General features: G+C 44.2%; 18 protein-coding genes. 17 read left to right on the top strand and 1 reads right to left on the bottom strand.

The window, feature by feature from the left end; translation table 11 throughout:
* Window positions 1-17: 17 nt before the first annotated feature.
* From L6I86_RS08530 to L6I86_RS08500, 7 genes are all read left to right on the top strand, one after another.
* Window positions 18-872, top strand: a complete 855-nt coding sequence (locus tag L6I86_RS08530; RefSeq protein WP_236286362.1) for a carbohydrate ABC transporter permease — start codon at window positions 18-20, stop codon at window positions 870-872.
* 74 nt (window positions 873-946) lie between these two features.
* Entirely contained in the window at window positions 947-2545 is a 1599-nt protein-coding gene (locus tag L6I86_RS08525) for an extracellular solute-binding protein (RefSeq protein WP_420851860.1), read from the top strand.
* A gap of 134 nt (window positions 2546-2679) precedes the next feature.
* Complete coding sequence (locus L6I86_RS08520) at window positions 2680-3120, top strand: MarR family winged helix-turn-helix transcriptional regulator (protein WP_236286167.1); 441 nt, start codon at window positions 2680-2682, stop codon at window positions 3118-3120.
* Window positions 3121-3160: 40 nt separating this feature from the next.
* Window positions 3161-4081: an AEC family transporter gene (locus L6I86_RS08515; protein WP_056624274.1), complete on the top strand. Its 921-nt coding sequence runs from the start codon at window positions 3161-3163 to the stop codon at window positions 4079-4081.
* A gap of 97 nt (window positions 4082-4178) precedes the next feature.
* Entirely contained in the window at window positions 4179-4481 is a 303-nt protein-coding gene (locus L6I86_RS08510; RefSeq protein ID WP_236286166.1) for a hypothetical protein, read from the top strand.
* Between the two features lie 35 nt (window positions 4482-4516).
* Window positions 4517-4885: a DUF423 domain-containing protein gene (locus tag L6I86_RS08505; RefSeq protein ID WP_236286360.1), complete on the top strand. Its 369-nt coding sequence runs from the start codon at window positions 4517-4519 to the stop codon at window positions 4883-4885.
* Window positions 4886-5078: 193 nt separating this feature from the next.
* Entirely contained in the window at window positions 5079-6938 is a 1860-nt protein-coding gene (locus L6I86_RS08500; RefSeq protein WP_236286165.1) for a putative bifunctional diguanylate cyclase/phosphodiesterase, read from the top strand.
* Window positions 6939-6980: 42 nt separating this feature from the next.
* On the opposite strand, the gene L6I86_RS08495 is transcribed toward L6I86_RS08500, so the two are convergent.
* Window positions 6981-7472 (bottom strand): hypothetical protein, encoded by a 492-nt coding sequence (locus tag L6I86_RS08495; protein WP_236286163.1) that lies wholly within the window; start codon window positions 7470-7472, stop codon window positions 6981-6983.
* Between the two features lie 153 nt (window positions 7473-7625).
* Between L6I86_RS08495 and L6I86_RS08490 the strand changes: the two genes are divergently transcribed.
* From L6I86_RS08490 to L6I86_RS08445, 10 genes are all read left to right on the top strand, one after another.
* Window positions 7626-7811 (top strand): hypothetical protein, encoded by a 186-nt coding sequence (locus L6I86_RS08490; RefSeq protein WP_236286162.1) that lies wholly within the window; start codon window positions 7626-7628, stop codon window positions 7809-7811.
* A 448-nt stretch (window positions 7812-8259) separates the two neighbouring features.
* Window positions 8260-8562, top strand: coding sequence for a YunC family protein (locus tag L6I86_RS08485; RefSeq protein WP_056624253.1), 303 nt, complete (start codon window positions 8260-8262; stop codon window positions 8560-8562).
* Between the two features lie 227 nt (window positions 8563-8789).
* Complete coding sequence (locus L6I86_RS08480) at window positions 8790-9578, top strand: basic amino acid ABC transporter substrate-binding protein (RefSeq protein ID WP_420851856.1); 789 nt, start codon at window positions 8790-8792, stop codon at window positions 9576-9578.
* Window positions 9579-9661: 83 nt separating this feature from the next.
* Entirely contained in the window at window positions 9662-10309 is a 648-nt protein-coding gene (locus L6I86_RS08475) for an amino acid ABC transporter permease (protein WP_056624247.1), read from the top strand.
* A 1-nt stretch (window position 10310) separates the two neighbouring features.
* On the top strand, window positions 10311-11042 hold the full coding sequence (locus L6I86_RS08470) for an amino acid ABC transporter ATP-binding protein (protein ID WP_236286160.1): 732 nt from the start codon (window positions 10311-10313) through the stop codon (window positions 11040-11042).
* Window positions 11043-11183: 141 nt separating this feature from the next.
* Window positions 11184-12938 (top strand): sensor histidine kinase, encoded by a 1755-nt coding sequence (locus L6I86_RS08465; RefSeq protein ID WP_236286158.1) that lies wholly within the window; start codon window positions 11184-11186, stop codon window positions 12936-12938.
* A 7-nt stretch (window positions 12939-12945) separates the two neighbouring features.
* On the top strand, window positions 12946-14517 hold the full coding sequence (locus L6I86_RS08460; RefSeq protein WP_236286156.1) for a response regulator: 1572 nt from the start codon (window positions 12946-12948) through the stop codon (window positions 14515-14517).
* A gap of 151 nt (window positions 14518-14668) precedes the next feature.
* A complete protein-coding gene (locus tag L6I86_RS08455; protein WP_236286154.1) occupies window positions 14669-15358 on the top strand; it encodes an ABC transporter ATP-binding protein in 690 nt (229 codons plus the stop codon).
* A complete protein-coding gene (locus L6I86_RS08450) occupies window positions 15348-16388 on the top strand; it encodes an efflux RND transporter periplasmic adaptor subunit (RefSeq protein ID WP_236286358.1) in 1041 nt (346 codons plus the stop codon). The genes L6I86_RS08455 and L6I86_RS08450 overlap by 11 nt, the downstream gene beginning before the upstream one ends.
* Before the next feature lie 63 nt (window positions 16389-16451).
* Window positions 16452-19325: an ABC transporter permease gene (locus tag L6I86_RS08445; RefSeq protein WP_236286152.1), complete on the top strand. Its 2874-nt coding sequence runs from the start codon at window positions 16452-16454 to the stop codon at window positions 19323-19325.
* Window positions 19326-19327: the final 2 nt, after the last annotated feature.

Genomic DNA, 19327 nt, shown 5'->3' with positions numbered 1-19327 from the left:
ATTCCGTTACATTCAACATGATTGCCTATCTTGTCATTATCGCGTTTTCTGTGATCTGTTTGTTTCCCTTCCTTCTCATCATTTCTGGTTCACTAACGGATAATGAATCCATTATACGAGATGGATATCACCTCATACCGAGTGTCTTTTCATTGACAGCCTATAAGGCGGTTCTAACGTTCCCTGAAAAAGTATTAACAGCTTACGGGGTTACGATTTTTGTGACGGTTGTTGGGACGGCGCTAGGGTTGTTCATGATGACGATGGCCGGTTACGTGCTGCAAAGGAAAGATTTTAAATACAGGAATAAGCTTTCCTTCTATATTTACTTTACTACGCTTTTCGGTGGTGGCCTTGTCCCTTGGTACATCATGATGACGAAATATCTGCAATTAACAGATACGTACGCAGCACTGATTTTCCCAGGACTCATGTCTCCATTCCTTATTATATTAATGCGCAGCTTCATTAAGTCATCTATTCCGGAAGAGTTAACAGAGTCTTCGAAGATTGACGGCGCGAATGACTTCACGATTTATTACCGTGTCGTTCTTCCGCTGGCTATGCCTGGGATTGCCACTGTTGGATTATTCCTGGCTTTACATTATTGGAACAGCTGGTTTTCGACATCGCTCTTCATTAATGATCAGAATAAATACGAGCTGCAGTATTTCTTGTATAACATCATTAATACAGCTGCTGCGGTTTCACAGTTGGGTGTCAGTACGGGGGTAACGATGAGTCAGGACATTCCATCGGAATCTACCAAACTAGCCATGGCTATTATCGTAACCGGTCCGATTTTATTTCTGTATCCATTCGTTCAACGATTTTTCGTTAAAGGCCTAACCATAGGCGCTGTAAAAGGTTAGAACTGTAACGGAGTTATTCCGTCAGCTAACATAGATGGTTTGACCTATTTAAATTATGCACAAATAAAGGGAGGATTTACATGAAAAGTAATGCGAAAAAGATGTACAGTGTGTCAATGGCATTAGCGCTTGCCGGTTCCGTTGTTGCAGGGTGTAGCAGCTCCACATCCACAAGTTCGCCAAGCCCTTCCGCAGCAGCAGCAACGAAAGCACCAGAAACTACAGCAGCAGCGGCTACAGCTAAGCCAGCAGGAATAGACACATCGAAGAAAGTAGAATTGCAATTCTATATGTTAGGACCTGCACCGAAGGATCTTCCAGTCATTGAGGAAGAAATTAATAAGCTGGCCTTGAAGGATCTGAACGCGACGGTTAAATTCAATTTCACAACGTGGACGGATTGGGATCAGAAATATAAGTTATTATTATCTTCCGGCCAAGCGGTTGATTTGATCTTCACAGCAGAGTGGACGCAATACCAATCCTATGCCAAAAAAGGTGCTTTCCTAGCACTAGATGAGTTGCTTCCGAAAGCAGCGCCTAAATTGAATAGCTTCGTACCGAAGGACATGTGGGAAGCTGTCAAAATTGATGGCAAAATCTACACCGTTCCTGCCACTTATAAAGAATACGTAACGACAGGGTTTATCTGGCGTGAAGATCTCAGAGAGAAATTCAATTTGCCGAACCCGGATTCCCTTGCTAATTTCGAAGCGTATCTAGCTGGAATTAAGAAAAATGTACCTGATATGGTACCATTGGCAGCGAATAGTGATGTAAAAGGCAGTCTATCTGATCAATACAAAAACTTAACAATCGATCCCATTGGAGCCGTTCCTTATGGGTTGAACATTGGCTATAAAACACCATCAGAGGTTAGCTTGTACTGGGGTTCTGCTGAGCACTTAAATGAGCTGAAAGCAATGAAAAAATGGCAGGATGCTGGCTACATTACGAAGAACGTTTTGAACACGAAGGATGCAATGACGGATTTGATTACAAGTGGTAAAGCAGCAGCCAACCTAGGAGATAATCCTAGCCGCTTCAATGATCAAAAGTTGAAAATTGCTTCTACACACCCAGACTGGAAGCTTGAGTACTACCCAGCGCCAATGATTAAAGGTCATGCTGAGCCGGTTCACCCGATCCACAATGGCTTTGCGATTCCAAAAAGCAGTAAAAACGCTGAGCGTGCACTTGCCTTTTACGAAAAAATGGTAACAGACAAAACGTATAATCAATTGACTGAGTACGGTATCTTAGGTAAAAACTACACCGTTGATAATGGTTACTACACCATGATCGGTGACACGAACAGCAATGGTTTCCCTAGAGAAGCTATGCAGGGCTGGGCATGGAGAAATCCTGAGTTTATGTTATTCGATAAAGGATACGATGGCGTGAAAAAGATCTTCACTGATCTGGATAAAATTGCAACACCTGATAAATACACAGGCTTTGCAGAAGACTACACGAGCTATCAAGCAGAAAGAGCAGCATTAGAGCAAGTGGAGAAACAATATCTGTACCCTCTTGAAGCGGGTCTCGTTGCGGATGTTGAAGGCGGATTGAAAACATTTATGGAAAAAGCCAAAGTAGCAGGGCTTGATAAAATCCAAGCTGAATACAAGAAACAATGGTTGGAGTATGTGAAAAGTCAAAATATTAAATAAGTAAACTTGAAAAACGCGGATGTGTGCCCGATGGATGGGTGCTCATCCGCGTTTTGTATTGACAGTCGCAGACTTTTTGTTTAAATTGGAAGCAAATCGATTGTTCACAATATGACGGAGGAAAGGAAACGACTATGAGCAGCAGTGAATTTTTGAAGCTGGAGAATCAGCTTTGTTTCAGCCTATATGCGAGCTCCAGAGCGATCACTCGGATGTATCGCCCTTTTCTAGAGGAGCTCGGTATCACGTATCCGCAATACTTGGTTCTGCTTGTGCTCTGGGAGCAAAAGGAGAGCACAGTGAAGGAGCTTAGTGAGAAGCTTGATCTAGACTCCGGAACATTGACTCCGATGCTCAAAAGAATGGAAGCGCAGAAATTGCTCGTTCGGAACCGTTCACAGGAAGACGAGCGGGTCGTCCTTATTCGCATCACAGAAGCCGGACTAGCTCTCTACGATCAGGCGCTGTGCATTCCGCAGACACTGTTCGCTTCGAGTGGTTTATCACCGGAAGAAATTGCGAATTTCAATACGCAGTTGAAACGAATTATCACAAGCGTTAATGCCTCCATGTAAGGAGCATCATGGGGATTCTCGATGAATTGAGGCTATTGCAATGAATTATTTCGTGTATATTCTAATCAATAATATTGTTCCGATTTGTATCATGATCGCGATTGGCGTGACCATGTATCGCGCCTTTCAAATTGACATTCGCACACTCTCGAAGCTGAACTTTTATGTATTTTCGCCAGCGCTTGTTTTTGTAAAGCTGTATGAATCCGAAATGAGTCTCTCTATCCTCATGCAGGTGCTCTTATTTTTTGTCATTTTCTTCAGCCTTTTATTTGCGATCATTGAAGTGATCATCCGCATACAGAAGCTGCAGCGCGGCATGCGGATCGCCATGCGCAATAGTGTGATTTTCTACAATAGCGCGAATTATGCACTTCCACTCAATCAAACCGTATTTGGCGGCAACGCCTATACACTGGCTATCCAGATCGTTATTATGATTATGCAGACGCTAATCCCTAATACTTACGGAATTTACACGTTAAATGCACATAAGGCTACTTGGAAAGCGACGATGAAAACGATTCTTTCTTTACCCGTCATTTATGCCATTCCAATAGCACTCTTATTGCGTTATTATCATGTGCCTGTGCCATCTTCGATCGACATCCCGTTGAACTACATCGCAAATGCCTTTATGGCCACAGCGCTGTTGACGTTAGGCGTACAGCTTGGCGCCATGAAATGGACATTTCAGTTCTCGAATGTATTATTGTCGAATATGCTGCGCTTGGCGATAGGTCCGTTGTTAGGTTTTCTGGTTGTGTGGATGTTGGGGATTGAAGGATTGACCGCGAAGGCGTTGATTCTGTCCTGCGCAGTTCCAACGTCATTAAGTAGTGTACTCCTTGCCATTGAGTATGAGAATGAGGCTGAGTTTTCTTCACAGGCAGTCTTTACTTCGACACTATTTAGCATGTTTACGATACCAATTGTCATCTATTTGTTGGATTTTATTTGAACATTGTGGGGAATCATGAAACTAGCAGGAATATCGACAATTTTCGGCGAATGGGTATATATACCTAAATACATCCAATCGAGGGGGATTTTTTACGATGAGATACCAATTTTGCCAGTACGTCACGATTGTCGATATGAATGATGAGATTTTGTCCGAGGTGATATTTGAACACGGAGAATTCGAATCGAATGCAGTCTCCATTGGTTCTTCCGTTTTGATTCATCAACTAGGTTTGAAGCAGTTCGACGTTGTCTATGACAAGCGTGAGGGAAAGACGATTCGTTATAAGATCGAAGATATTGAAGTCAATTTAATCGAGCAGCCTACCGTTACGCGTGTTTTCTTGGAGCCTGTTCGTTTAATTGTAGGCCAACATGATATTGGTGAAGTCGAGTAGTTCATTACAGCAGTGAAAGGAAATAAAGTCTTATGATGAAATTGTTTATGATCTTAGGAAGCTTGAATGCTTTCCTATCTGTCGCATTAGGTGCGTTTGGCGCCCACTATTTAAAAACGAAAATACCTGATAAGATCGACGTGTTTCAAACAGGCGTTCATTATCACATGATACACGCGATTGCTTTACTCGTGATCGCGCTGCTCTCTGACAAGCTAGGAAATACTTCCCTGGTGAATGCCTCAGGTTGGGCCATCTTCATCGGAATTATCTTGTTCTCTGGTAGTTTGTATGGATTAAGCTTGACGGGTATTAAAGCCTTTGGACCTATAACTCCGTTAGGCGGATTAAGCTTCCTTGTCGGTTGGGCTCTGTTAGCCATTGCGGCTTTTAAATTAAATTAGTCGAAAAGAGCCGGAGAAATCTGGCTCTTTTTCGCGTTTCATGGCAAGTTAGCAGGAAATGGCACAACCTTTGTAGAAAGTAAACAGTGAATGGTAATGTGCGCGAGATTAATTTACATCATTTGGGAGCTAGGGTCGGACATCTACGAAAGGCTTCCCTATCGAACATAGAATTATAGAAGGAGGCGAATTCGTGAACAATCGGCTCTATATTGGCGTATATGTCGTCGTAGCCATATGCGTTAGCATTTTCGTAAAGCCGTACGCCCCATGGATTTGTCTCTTGGGCGCACTCGCACTACTTTATGTATTGCATGCTAAGAACTCGCTGCGTCAACCGCAGATACCCAAGGAACTCCCGAGAGATCATGCGTATCTAAGTGTACTGGATTCACTATTTGAACATAATCCCAATGCGATCGGGATATTTAATGATGAAGGTAAATTTATTCGCATGAACCAAGCAGTAGAATCGATTCTGGGATACTCGGTCACAGACCTGCTGCATCAACCTTTTACGGACATTGTAACGGAAGAACAGTTGGAGCTAACCGAGTGGCAATTGCAGCAAAGTCGCAACGGAATTCCATATACTTTTGATACGTCGGTGCTGCACCAGCGCGGTTATCGCGTCGATTTGCACGTAACCGCTGTTCCAGTCGATATTCATCACCATTCCAAAGGTAATATTCTGATTTGTCAGGATATTACGGAACGTAAACGTGGCGATGAGCAAGTCCGTTATATGGCCTATTACGATGATATGACCGGCCTTCCGAATCGACGGTTATTTAAAGATCATTTGAACGAACGACTGCGTCTATGTAAAGAAGAAGGAAATAAGGTCGCGGTGTTTTATTTGGATATTGATCGCTTCAAACTTGTAAATGATAGCTTTGGACATGACTATGGTAACATGCTGCTGCTTCAACTCGCAGAACGGTTCACTCGCTGTTTGACCGCTGAGGATTTCCTGGCGCGTACAGAAGGTGACGAATTTGCCTTTTTCTATTCCAATGTGGAAGATGTGAATGATGTGATGACCGTTATTGCTGAAATCAATCGTGTCTTGGAGAAGCCCTTCCTCCTTGAACAGTATGAGCTGCATGTCACGGCAAGCATTGGTGTCGCCATTTCCTCGGAAGATACAGATGAGGCTGACGTATTGATGAAATATGCGGATATTGCATTAGCCAGGGCCAAAGAGAAAGGTCGAAACGATTTTCAGATATTCAATTCGGATATGAAATCTGTTTCGATTAATCGTTTGAGGCTGGAGAATGAGCTACGCAGAGCATTAGTTAATGAAGAATTCGTACTTTACTACCAACCTCAAGTGGATATAGGATCGGGGCGAATTGTTGGTGTAGAAGCTTTAATTCGGTGGAATCACCCGGATAAGGGAATGGTTATGCCTAATCATTTTATCCCATTAGCGGAAGAAAGTGGTTTGATTGTACCGATTGGCGAGTGGGTGCTCCGTGCGGCATGTAAGCAAAATAAAACATGGCAGTCTGAAGGGTATGCACCTATTCCGATCTCCGTGAATTTATCGATGAGACAGTTTTTTCAGCATAATCTGAAAGGGAAAATAAGCCATGTTCTTGAGCAGACCGAGCTGGATCCGCGATATTTGGAGTTGGAAATTACTGAAAGTATGACGATGGATGTGGATCATGCCATTCAATCACTTCTTGAATTGAAAGAGCTTGGTGTGAATGTGAGTATCGACGATTTCGGTACTGGCTATAGTTCGCTTTATTATTTGAAGAAATTTCCGATTGATAAGCTGAAGATTGACCGCTCCTTCGTACGCGATATCATGGTAGATCCGAATGACGCAGCCATTGTTGCGACCATTATCGCCATGACGCACCATTTGAATCTGAAAGTTATCGCGGAAGGTGTAGAGACAGAGGATCAATTGAAATTCTTATATCAGAATCGATGCAACGAGGTCCAAGGTTATTGGTTTAGTCCTCCTGTTGATCGTTTAGAGCTGGAGCATATGCTGAGGCATGGCATTTCAGTTGCAGCTGCGTCAAGTGAATAGAAAAAGGTACCCTTGCAGATCGTTTGCAAGGGTACCTTTTATTCAATTTGTTGCCACGTAGTCATCAATTTCATTTAACTTGAACAGATATACCTTCTTCTCATCAACATGATAGACAGTTACATTCTGGCTGCTCGCGTCAAAATTGAGGATTCGACAAGGGAGGTTTAGTTTAATTCCCTGCGCTTTGACCACCGTCAAACGAATCAAGGTATTGTTCGTTTTGAAACTCTCTAACTGCTCAACAATGTGCTTAGCGGCTTCAGTTGGGTTCGTTCTGCCAGTTGTGGTTGGCGTAGGAACGACAGTTTTTTTATTTGTATGTAAGGAAGCTGGACTTCCTTGTTTCGTATTCAATTCAATAAGTTGACCGAGCTGGATACCTTTAAGGATTTGGTAATCTTTGATCGCGTCTACATTTAACAAATGAAGGAGCTTTTCCATTGCTAGGCCATTGGTTTGATCTTCAATTAAAATCTCTACGGTGAATAAATGTCCATGCTTCGGACTTGTGTTTGAATCCCGTTGGTTCATCATAGCCTCCTAACTGCACTGAAATCGCACTCATCCTAACTATATCATGATATCATTAGCAAATGTAGCCTCGTTTTCATTAATGGCTCTTTCCCCTGAGTAATTTCGAGTAAATGTGAGTAGAGCAAATAAATCGATATGGGAGATGCCACATTGGATGATTATACAGCACGAGAAGATCTGAGATTAAAATTGATGGAGGCAGAAGCCATTCTCAAAGAAGCAGAAGAGGAATATGCTTTATTTGTAACGCAATTAAAAGTGTATGAAGACGTTATTAAAGAACAGAAAGAAAAAATTCGCATGATTAAAGCAACATCGCAGTTCCACCTCCAGTAAACCTGTAAGAATACCCCGCATGAAGGAAGGTTGCGCTATGAAATGGATCGTACTTGTTATCGTCCTATTGAGTGTGCTTCTTTTGATTTATAGACTAACCTTTAGAATTAGAGATAAGGTTGAGACGACGAAAATTATACAGATGTCACTTCACGGTAAGCGAGTATCCAAAGTGAATAAACAAATGTGTTCGTTTTGTCGTAAAAAGGATAAGAAGCTGAGTTTCTATTCAGACGAACAAGGAAGAGTTGTAGGTGTTTGTTCAGTATGTAGACCTCAAGCAGAGCGGAGAGCTCTAATGAGGTTATGAAATGGTAATGAATTAGCCTTATTTCACGAAATTCACAATAAAATGGAAAAACACACAGAATCTTTACAGTGACCTCACACCGTACTAGCCACAGGCGCATATACTACCGTAAGACTGCGAAGAGGAGCTGTGCAGAGCATGATGCGCGTAGAACCCATTCTTCTTGAAGGACATACAGCAATCGCGATAGAGGTTAAATTGCCGAAAACGACCTTGTTAGTGGTGACAACGGATAAAGGTTATATTATGTGTGGCGCCCTCGACGTGGCGTTGCTCAACGAGCGATTAAGTGACAGGAATATTGTAGCGGCGAGAGCTACCGGGGTTCGAACGATCGAGGAGCTGTTGGAAGCACCACTTGAATCAGTAACCTATACGGCGGAAGACCTAGGTATTGTAGCTGGGATGACTGGACGAGAAGCGATACTTAAAATGATGTAAAACAATTTAACGGCAAGCTCAAGCGCTTGGGTCTCTAAGACCTAAGCGTTTTTTTGTATCATGCATGATGACAAAGCTGTGTAGGCCGTCTGTGCATAAAACTGAAAATGCATAAAAATTCACACTTCCTGCAATTTCCTTGCTTTTTTTACACATAAAAGTGTTGTTATTTTATTGACCAAATGTTAATATATGATTCGTCCATTACATAGAACGGGGGAAAAATGATGAAAAAATTAATGATTTCTGTAGTAGCAGCAGCTTTAGTTTTAACAATGGCAGGTTGTGGATCGAAAGATAGTGGTGGCACGAAAGTTAAATTTGCAACAGATGCAGCTTATGCACCGATGGAATATATGGATAAAGACAAGGTTGCAGGTTTCGATATTGACTTCCTTGCTGAAGTGATGAAAGAAGCAGGTCTAGCTTATAGCGTTACGAACACGGGCTGGGACACAATGTTGACGAGTGTTCAACAAGGTAAAGAGTATCAAGCCGGTATTTCCAGCGTATCCATCACAGATGAGCGTAAACAAACGTATGACTATACAGCTCCTTATTTTGAGTCAACAAACATGATTCTTGTTAAAGAAGGCAGCCCGATTAAAAGTGCACTTGATTTGAAAGATAAGAAAGTAGCGGTTCAAATCTCTACTACGGCTGATACGCTTATGACGAAAATCATGGGTGGCGATAACAAGTCCCTGAAACGTATGGATAATAACACGCTTGCTTTGATGGAACTTGAAAGTAACGGTGTTGACGCAGTTGTTGCGGATATTGCTATTATTCGTGAGTATGTTAAAAATAATCCAAACAAAAAATTCGTTTCGATCGCTGACGCGAAAAACTTCGAATCCGAGTACTACGGTATCTTGCTTCCTAAAGGCAGCGACTTAAAAGCGAAGCTGGATCCAGCTATTAAGAAAGTAATCGAGAACGGCAAGTATGCGACTGTGTACAAAAAATGGTTCGGTCAAGAGCCAGATACGAAAAAATTGCTCGATCAAAAATAAAAGTTCAAAAGCATGCGTGACTTAACCTTACGCATGCTTTTCTTCTGTGAGTAGCAGAATAATTAATGGAAAGGAAGTGTGGAATGGATTTTCGGTTTGATATTATTCTTGATTATGTTCCCTTGCTGCTGAAAGGTACGCTATGGACGATTGGTATTTCCATTCTCTCCATCTGTTTTGGGTCTGTACTGGGTCTGGCAGTTGGTTTAGGTAAAATGTCACACCGCGGCTATTTGAGATGGCCGACAAGTATTTATGTTAACTTTTTCCGCGGCACACCGTTGCTGGTTCAAATATTGCTTGTTCACTTTGGGGTTGTTCCTTTGTTTTTAGGGTCGACGAACCCGATCATTGCTTCCATCGTGGCATTGTCCTTGAATTCAGCGGGGTACATGGCGGAGATCTTCCGTGCAGGTATTCAATCGATTGATAAAGGCCAGACAGAAGCCGCGCATTCTCTGGGCATGACGCATTTCCAAACGATGAAATCGGTTATTTTACCCCAAGCGATCAAACGAATGATTCCGCCTTTCGGGAATGAATTTATCGTACTCATCAAGGATTCCTCGTTGTTCGCCATTATCGCGGCGCCTGAGTTGATGTATTGGTCGAACGCGATGCGCAGCCAATATTTCAAAGTATGGGAGCCTTATCTGACAGCTGCACTTATTTATTTTATCCTTACTTACTCTCTTAGCAAGCTTCTTGGCTATATTGAAAGGAGAGTATAATATGACAGCTTTAATCGAAGTAAAGAACTTGAAAAAAGCGTTCGGAGATAACGTTGTTCTTCGTGACATTAGTACGGAAATTCGACACCAAGAGGTACTGGTTGTAATTGGCCCCTCCGGATCAGGGAAATCTACGTTCTTACGTTGCTTGAACCTGCTGGAGCAGCCCGATGGTGGAACGATCACGATTGATGGTCGCAATCTTATGGATCCTGCGAACAAAATTAACGAGATCCGCATGGAATTAGGTATGGTTTTTCAGCGGTTTCATTTATTCCCGCATATGAAGGTTATTGATAATATTATGCTTGCGCCAATCCAGGTACGGAAATGGCCGGAGGATAAAGCACGGAAGAACGCCTTGGAGCTTTTGGCCAAAGTTGGACTCGCAGACAAAGCGAACGCACTTCCGGATTCTTTATCCGGTGGTCAGGCACAGCGTGTTGCGATTGCACGTGCACTAGCGATGGAGCCGAAGATCATGTTGTTCGATGAACCGACTTCAGCACTGGATCCCGAAATGGTTGGTGAAGTACTCAACGTTATGAAACAGTTGGCCAAAGAAGGTATGACAATGGTCGTCGTGACGCATGAAATGGGCTTCGCGCGTGAAGTAGGCGATCGCGTCATGTTCATGGAGCAAGGTGTTATTGTGGAGGAAGGCAGTCCGAAACAAATTTTTGAGGCACCGACTCAGGAACGTACGAAATCGTTTTTGTCCAAAGTGCTATAGTGATATATATGAGGAGGCTCGCGCTTAGCGCGGGCTTTTTTTGTTATTTCATTAAAAAATGAAACTACAAAAATTTCCAATATGCTATGATAGAAATAAGTTCATTCAGATAACAATCCAGTCGAAAATGAAAGGTGACGTATGCCATCGTTGTTCTCTCACCTCACGAATCGATTCCAACTTCGTGTGTTTCTCTATGTATTTATGGCGATTTCCCTGCCAGTAGGACTTGTGCTGGATATGGGCTATCAGCAGTTCTCCTCTTACACGAACAAAACGGTTATGCATGCCGTGGATGTACAACATGATCAAATCATCACAGGATTACAGCAAGAATTACGTTATATAGAAGAAATGACACATCGACATGCAGCGGATTATGGCCTTATTTCGTATACGAAACTCAATGATTCTTCCTCACAGGCTGCCAAAGAACTGAGTACCTATGTGAATAACTTGTTATCAGAGCAAACTGTACACACGCGTTATATCGAACAGGTATGTCTGACCGTTCAGTCAACCAATCGCACATTATGTGCTCATACAGGGGAAACGGATGGGGCTCTCGTTCCACAAGTGAAACGTACGAACAAACGTTTTGAGTCGTTAGGAGATGAATCTAGTCGGTATAACGCCTATCTAATGACCTATTCAGAGTCAATTATAGACGGATCAAATACACAAGAGCTTGGTAAACTTACAATTTGGATGAATATGAACAAGGTTTGGAAGGAGTTCACTGTAAAGAGTCCAACACATACTTATGTATTGATGGATCCAGATCAACGGGTGCTGTATCGAGAAGGTGTTTACTCCGGGGATTTGCTGCAAGGAGCTGGTCCGCAAGTTGGCAGTGTGTCTAGGGATGGGACGATGATTCATTCGGTGAAACAAATGGAGGTTATCGGAAATATTCCTTGGCTATCGTACTATGAGGCACCTATGTCAGAAGGTCTTCTAGAAGTATTCCCTAACTACCGTACTTGGCTCATCGCCCTCATCACTTTCATAATCGCACTTAGCCTAGGTGGGTTACTCCTCTTTATCAACGCTGTGACGAAGCCGCTTTATGTTCTGAAAGCATTAATGAATCGTGCAGAGCGAGGTGATCTGAGGGCCTATTGGACGTTCAAAAGTTCTGATGACTGGACGCAAGTAGGCGAGAGCTACAATCAGATGTTGAATCGATTGGAGGATTTAATTAAGCAAGTGAAGCGGGAGGAATCCCTGAAGAAAGAAGCTGAAATGGAAGCGCTCCATTATCAATTGAACCCCCATTTCCTCTACAATACATTGAATACGATCAAATGGGTGGCCAAAATCCATAAGACACCTCAGATCTCAGAGGTGGTTAGTGCGTTAGTTCGCCTTTTGCAAGCTAGCTTAGGTAAAAAAGGGGACTTTATCACCTTACGTGATGAAATTGGTTTAACGCATGATTACATGGAAATTCAAAGATTTCGTTACGGGGATCGCATTCAGATGGATATGCAAATAGATGACATCACATTAGGTTGTTTAGTTCCCAGGATGCTCTTACAACCGCTGGTGGAGAACGCGATTATTCACGGTATTGGGCCAACCAAGCGTGAGGGCGTTATTACGATTCGGACATGGTTGGATCGCGATCTATTATTTTGCCAAGTTGAAGATAATGGGGTTGGCATGCAAGTCGAAGAGGGCGGCTCCGTTTGGAATGCGATGGCAGCAACTGGCACTGGAGGTGCGCAGGCTGATCTTATGCTGAAGGAGCGAATGAGCGGTGTGGGGATTTCGCATATTCGAGAGAAAATAAAGCTGATCTATGGACCCGAGTACAAAATGCATATTAGCAGTAAACCCGGAGAAGGAACCACGGTTCGCATGTTTCTTCCCATTCATCAAGGTGAGGAGTAAAGCGTACATGAATGTGCTTGTGGTGGATGATGAACCTATCATTCGGCAAGGTTTGCGTGAGCTGGTAGATTGGGAACATTTCGGCTTTACGTATGCGGGTGATGCTGAGGATGGCTTAGAGGCATACGAGCTTATTGATACCTTACATATCGACATCGTCATAACGGATCTCATTATGCCTCGAATGGATGGCTTGGCATTGATTCGAAAGCTCAAAGAATGTTCAAGACCGATCAGCAGCGTTGTCCTGAGCTGTATGGATGACTTCACTTATGTCAAAGAAGCGATGAAGCTGGGAGCCAAAGACTATATTCTGAAACCAACGATGGAGCCCGAGTCGTTAATGGACATCCTGGTAGGCGTTAAGGGCGATCTGGAAATACAGCGAAATGAGCGAAGGGAGCAGGGGCTGCGAGAGCTGGAGCTCGCGTCGACTCTGCAGATGCAGCTATCGACCCGACTGCATACATATCTGCAGTCGGGGGTTGGCGAAGCGGAGCTGCAGGCTGAGCTATTCGGCGCATCTGCAGACAGCTCAAGGGCAGATGCAGCAACTGGCAGCCTAGTCAGCCTGCTGCTGCACACTGGTGCCAGCGCCGCTACCACGGGCTGGCGCTGGACCGGCTGCCTCGCGGCGCTGCCGCTGGCCGCGGACAGCGTGCTGCTGCTCATGCCCGTGGCAGCAGCAGTCACAGACAGCGGCGCCCTCGCTGCTGCCGCAGCGCTCGAGCGCGCTGCGCAGGTCCGGCTCGCAACCGCGCCGGACTGGTTCATTGGAGCCGGCGTCGTCCTACGCCGGCTCCAAGATGTGCAGCCTGCTGCGGCGCTGCATGCGCAGCAGCTGCACGAGCGATTCTACGGCGTGAGCCGGAATCGCCGAATTATGCTTGCGCCGGAGGCCGCAAGCACGCCAACTGCAGCGCTGCCGTATGACATACGCAGCGACCTGCTGCGCTGTATCGTACACGATAACAGCGAGGGGTATCTGCATCACGCGGACGTTCTCTGCGCGAGACTGATGGAGCAGCGCCCAGAGAAGGAGCGGGTGCTGCCTTTTATCCAAGAGCTGCTCGCGTTAGCAGCTGGTTATGCCCGCGAACGCGGCTATGCGGAGATTGAACGCTATGAAGAATTGTTCGTGCATAACAAAGCACTTCATCCATGCGCCAGCTTTGAACAAGTAAAGCTGTTTCTACTGCAAGCGATGAGCATGCTTAGCGAGCATCAAATCGCGCTTGAGAACGATCAGAAGCATCGCTCCAATAATCCGTTTATTCGGAAGGTACTCACGTATATGCGAGAGAATTATGCCTCGCCAATCAGCACATCGGACATGGCTGACCATGTCAGGCTCAGCCGCAGCTATTTAAGTGATTTATACAGTAAGGAAATGGGAGAATCTCTGAGTGAAACGCTGACTCGAATTCGAATGGAAGAAGCGAAGCGGAGGCTGCGTGCGGGCGAAATGAAAGTATATGAAGTAGCAGATGCCGTTGGCTTTCCTGATGCCAAAACATTTGCAAAAACGTTCAAGCGTGTTGTCGGTTGTTCACCGAAAGAGTTCGAGAAGCCGAATTAGACTGATATTTCCCCTAAGTTAGTAAGGACTCACAAAAACGAACAAACAGACACCTTTTCCAACAAAGGCAGTCTGTTTATTTGTTATGTAAAGGTTTACATTTATAGAGAAGATGCAGGATTAGCGTAAAGATGAGGTGTTCACTTTGACTATGCAGGACAATCAGGTGCCTATGGTGCAAGCCATTGGTGTAACACGTGTGTTTGGAAAGGGGTCAGGAGCGGTTCATGCCTTGCGTGGAGCGAATCTCTCGATCCCTAGAGGCAGACTTGTGGCTTTGCGTGGAAGATCAGGGTCAGGGAAAACAACGTTACTTAACATTATAGGTGCCTTGGATCATCCTTCGGAAGGGGCAGTTTACTTGGAAGGGATGGAAATCAGCACACTCTCTGAATCCAAGCGAAATGAACTCAGACGGAAGCAAATCGGGCTTATTTTCCAATCGTTTGCCTTAGTGCCGTATATGTCTGCCTACGAAAATGTAGAGTTTGGTTTGCGCATATCGGGTGTACCTCCCAGTCAATATAAGATTCTTGCCGAAGAGGCGCTGCAATTCGTGGGGTTAAAGGCAAGAATGAAACATCGACCCTATGAGCTTTCTGGCGGAGAACAACAGCGAGTTGCCATAGCAAGAGCGATTGCTCATAAGCCTAAGCTGATTCTGGCAGACGAACCTACAGCGGAATTAGATAGTCGAATGGGGCTTCAGATTCTTAAACTATTCAAGGATTTGGTGAAGGAAGGGATGACCATAATTTTGACTACGCATGATTTGGCGATTATGGAAATTGTAGATGAAGTTTATGCATTGGAGGATGGTTCCATTGTCGATGAAGGTTAATAAAATCGCATCAAGGCTTGTGCTACTAACAGGTGCCCTTTTCATACTTGCTGGCTGCTCGCTGCTGCCCAAAGAAGAAGACGCGTTGAAGCCGCCGTTGGTGAAGCCAGTCAAAGAAAACTTTGAGCTGTATGAAGTGAAGAAAGGCTCCATCATGAGGAAAGTCAGTGCGATGGCGACACTAAGATCAAGCAAAACGACTAATTATTTTTTTAAAGAATCGGGTCACCGACTCGCTGGATTGCGTGTCAAATCTGGAGATATCGTGAAGCAGGGGGATGTGCTTGCGGAACTAGAGCAAGGTGATTTAGAAACAAAAATTGCCCTGCAGAAATTGAATTTGGAGAAGGCTCAGATCGCTTATACGCAAGTTAGGATGACCTCGAGTTCGTCGGAACAAGAGTTGTCTATACGTCTTAAGGCGATCGATGTGGAAGCAGCACAGCTGCAGCTCGCTAATTTGCAAGCTGAATTGGCAAAAACCAAATTAACGGCTGAAGCCGGTGGCATAGTTACGTATGTGACGGATGCTCAACAAGGAAATATGGTGGATGCTTACAGCACGCTAGTCGTTGTTTCAGATCCGAGTAAGCTGCAGTTATTTTATGAAGCACCAGACAGTGGGACGCTAACAGGGATTGAAGTGGGGATGAACGTGGAAGTGAAGTTCGGATCTAATGGAAGTGTGGTGCCAGGCAAAGTGCTGCAGACCCCTTCAAGTGCGCCTCGGACCGATAATAAGCAGATAGCTGAGCGTAATGCCAAAACGATCATAGTGGGGATTCCAGAAGGCACAGCTGGCGCAGAGATCGGGGCGTCTGGTGATATGACAATCATTGTAGAGAAACGTGATAACATCCTAATTATTCCAAGAACAGGTCTCCGCTCTTATCTAGGTCGAGATTATGTGCAAGTACTGAATGGCGAGAGCCGCAAAGAAGTCGATGTCGAGAAAGGGCTTGTCTCCGCTACGGAAGTAGAAATCCGAACGGGGCTAACGGAAGGCCAGAACGTCATTTTAAATAATTAGCACACGTGAAGGATAATGTTTACGATACTAGTTTTGCTAAGCAAAACTTTTAGGAGGATTACAATGGCTTTATTACTGATGATTCTCCGCAAAATGGCAAAGAACCGTTGGTTAGAGCTAAGTTTATTACTAGGGTTAATTATTTCTGTCGCCCTTGCGAGCTCCATGCCGATTTATACGCATGCCATTTTGCAACGTATGTTGATCAAAGATTTGGAAGTTCAACAAACGAATACACAGAAGCATCCAGGACTTGTAGCGAACCAGGCTTACTTTGGCAAAGCCAAAGAAGGTGATAAACGATTAGCAGAAACGGACGCGTTCATGACCGCAATGAGTAAGCGCTTTGATTTACCGATTCTGCTTTCTACGGTAACCAGGGGTACCAAGACGTATAAACTTACACCTAGCGATCCAAGTAAATTAGATCCCAAGGTAAATAGGTATGGCGAAATTGCTGCCATGACCGATTTGGAAAAGCATATTCGTCTTGTTGATGGCGTCATGCCTTCCACAAAGCCCGTAAACGGCGTTTATGAGGCTTTGGTATTTCCAGAGTTGTTGACGAAGCAGAAAATCGTATTAGGTAATGAACTTACCATCGTGGACGATGATTTGAAGAGTACTATTCGAATTAAACCGGTTGCCGTGATTGATCGGGCCGATTTCACTGACCTATATTGGACAAATACGATGAAGGATCTGAATTCAAGATTTTTCATTCCGTCGGTCTTATTTGAACAAGATTTTACGAAAAGAAGTAATTTCATGGATCAGTTTTCATACTGGGATATCGTCTTGGATTATCATCAATTGAAGTTAGAGGGTATTGACACCTTTATCGCGACTCAGAAGGAAATAGACGACTATTTTAGTCGAAATTTAGAGACGTATACATCCAGTAATACAACGATAATCACCTTGCAATCCTATGGGGAGAAAGAGAAAAAGCTCCGTATCCTGCTATGGTCATTGAATGTGCCCGTTTGTATTTTACTTGCTTTCTATTTATTTATGGTTGCGAATTTGATTACCGATCGGCAGAAAACAGAAATCGCCGTGCTGCGAAGCCGAGGTGCAAGCCGAGCTCAAATCATGATTGGGTATGTGATCGAAGGTATTTTACTAGGTGGAGTTGCTCTGTTATTCGGTCCATTTGTAGGGCTGCAATTAACGAAAGTCTTAGGTGCTTCTAATGGCTTTCTGTCATTCGTCCAACGTGCAGCGATTGAAGTAAAGCTAGGTCAAGAGGCTTACCAGTACGGGTTAATCGCAGTAATTGCTTCGGTTGGTATGGTGCTCATTCCTGCTGTACTCGCGACACGAGTGAGCATCGTGGGTCATAAACAAACAATCGCGAGGAAGAATAAGCTTTCTTTTGTCCATAAAATATATCTAGACGTCGTCTTATTGGCTGTGTCCATGTATCTCTTGCAAAGCTTTAAGCGACGGATGGATGATTTAAATGCTCTAGGATTAGATTCTCTGGACATGAAGGTTGATCCGCTTTTATTTGTTGTCCCCGCCTTTTTCATATTCGCTATGGGGCTCTTTCTGCTCAGGATCTATCCTTGGGTCATTAAACTGATCTATGCAGTCGGTCGAAAATGGTGGCCGCCCTACTTATATTCAACGCTGTTGCAAGTGGGGAGATCAACGACCCAATATCAATTCATCATGTTATTTATTATTATGACATTGGCAACGGGTATTTTTAGCGCGAGTGCAGCAAGAACGATGAATAAGAATGTGGAAGAGAAGATTCAATATAAGAATGGTTCAGACATCGTCTTGCAAACCGCATGGGATAATGATGCACCACCTCCACAGTCAGGTCCGCCAGGACTCGATAGTGGAGAGAAACCTCAAGGCAGCGAAGGCGGGGGGAAGAAACGCGTTCAATACGTAGAACCGCCGTTCATGCCGTTCACACAATTGACCGGTGTAGAGTCTGCGGCAAGGGTATTTAAGAAAGAAGATGCGTATATTTCCATTGGCAAAGATACGAAAAAGACGACACTCATGGGGATTGATACCGATGATTTCGGTCGAACAGCCTGGTTCCGGGATCATTTATTAGATCATCATTTCTATGACTATCTGAACGTGTTGGCGACGGATTCCAAAGCAGTTCTGATCTCTAGGTCCATCGCGGAGGAAACGGGAGCCAAAGTGGGAGATGTCATTCGAATTGGCTGGAATGATGTGGAAGGTGCTACATCGGTGATCTACGGTATCATTGATTATTGGCCTAGCTGGAATCCGAATCCGATCTTAACGGCCTCATCGAGTTCAGGAAGCAAAACAAATGCACCGAAGCTCGTCATCGGACATCTTTCTTTTATCCAAAATAATTTAGCTGTAGAGCCTTATGATGTGTGGCTAAAGCTGAAGCCAGATATGACTAGTCAAGCCTTATATGAGTCATTAGAGCAGAAGCGCTTGTCAGTCACACGTCTAGTTGATACGAATATGATGGTGATTTGGTCGAAGAACGATCCCTTCCAACTGGCAGTGAATGGTGTTATGACGCTTGGATTCCTGATCGCGATTGGCATCAGCTTCATAGGATTTCTCCTATATTGGTTACTCTCGTTGTATGGCCAGATCCTACAATTCGGTGTGCTTCGTGCCATGGGAATTTCCTATAGACAGTTGATCGGAATGCTAGTCGCCGAACAGCTTCTAACGTCGGGGGCTGGCGTGCTGATCGGGATGATTACGGGGAATGTGGCTAGCCGTTTGTTCGTTCCTTTATTCCAGTTAACGTTCGATTCGTCAAGCCAAGTGCCACCTTTTCAAGTCAGCTTTGATCCGAAAGATCAGCTTCATTTGTATATAATCGTTACGATCATGATCGGGCTTGGATTGCTGCTGCTCGGCACGATGCTCTCCAGAATTAAGATTCATCAAGCCGTTAAGCTTGGGGAGGATTAGGT

This window comes from Paenibacillus allorhizoplanae (assembly GCF_927798215.1).
Classification (GTDB): Bacteria; Bacillota; Bacilli; order Paenibacillales; family NBRC-103111; genus Paenibacillus_E; species Paenibacillus_E allorhizoplanae.
Note: the sequence above shows the minus strand (reverse complement) of the source record. Positions and strands in the feature narration are given on the sequence as shown.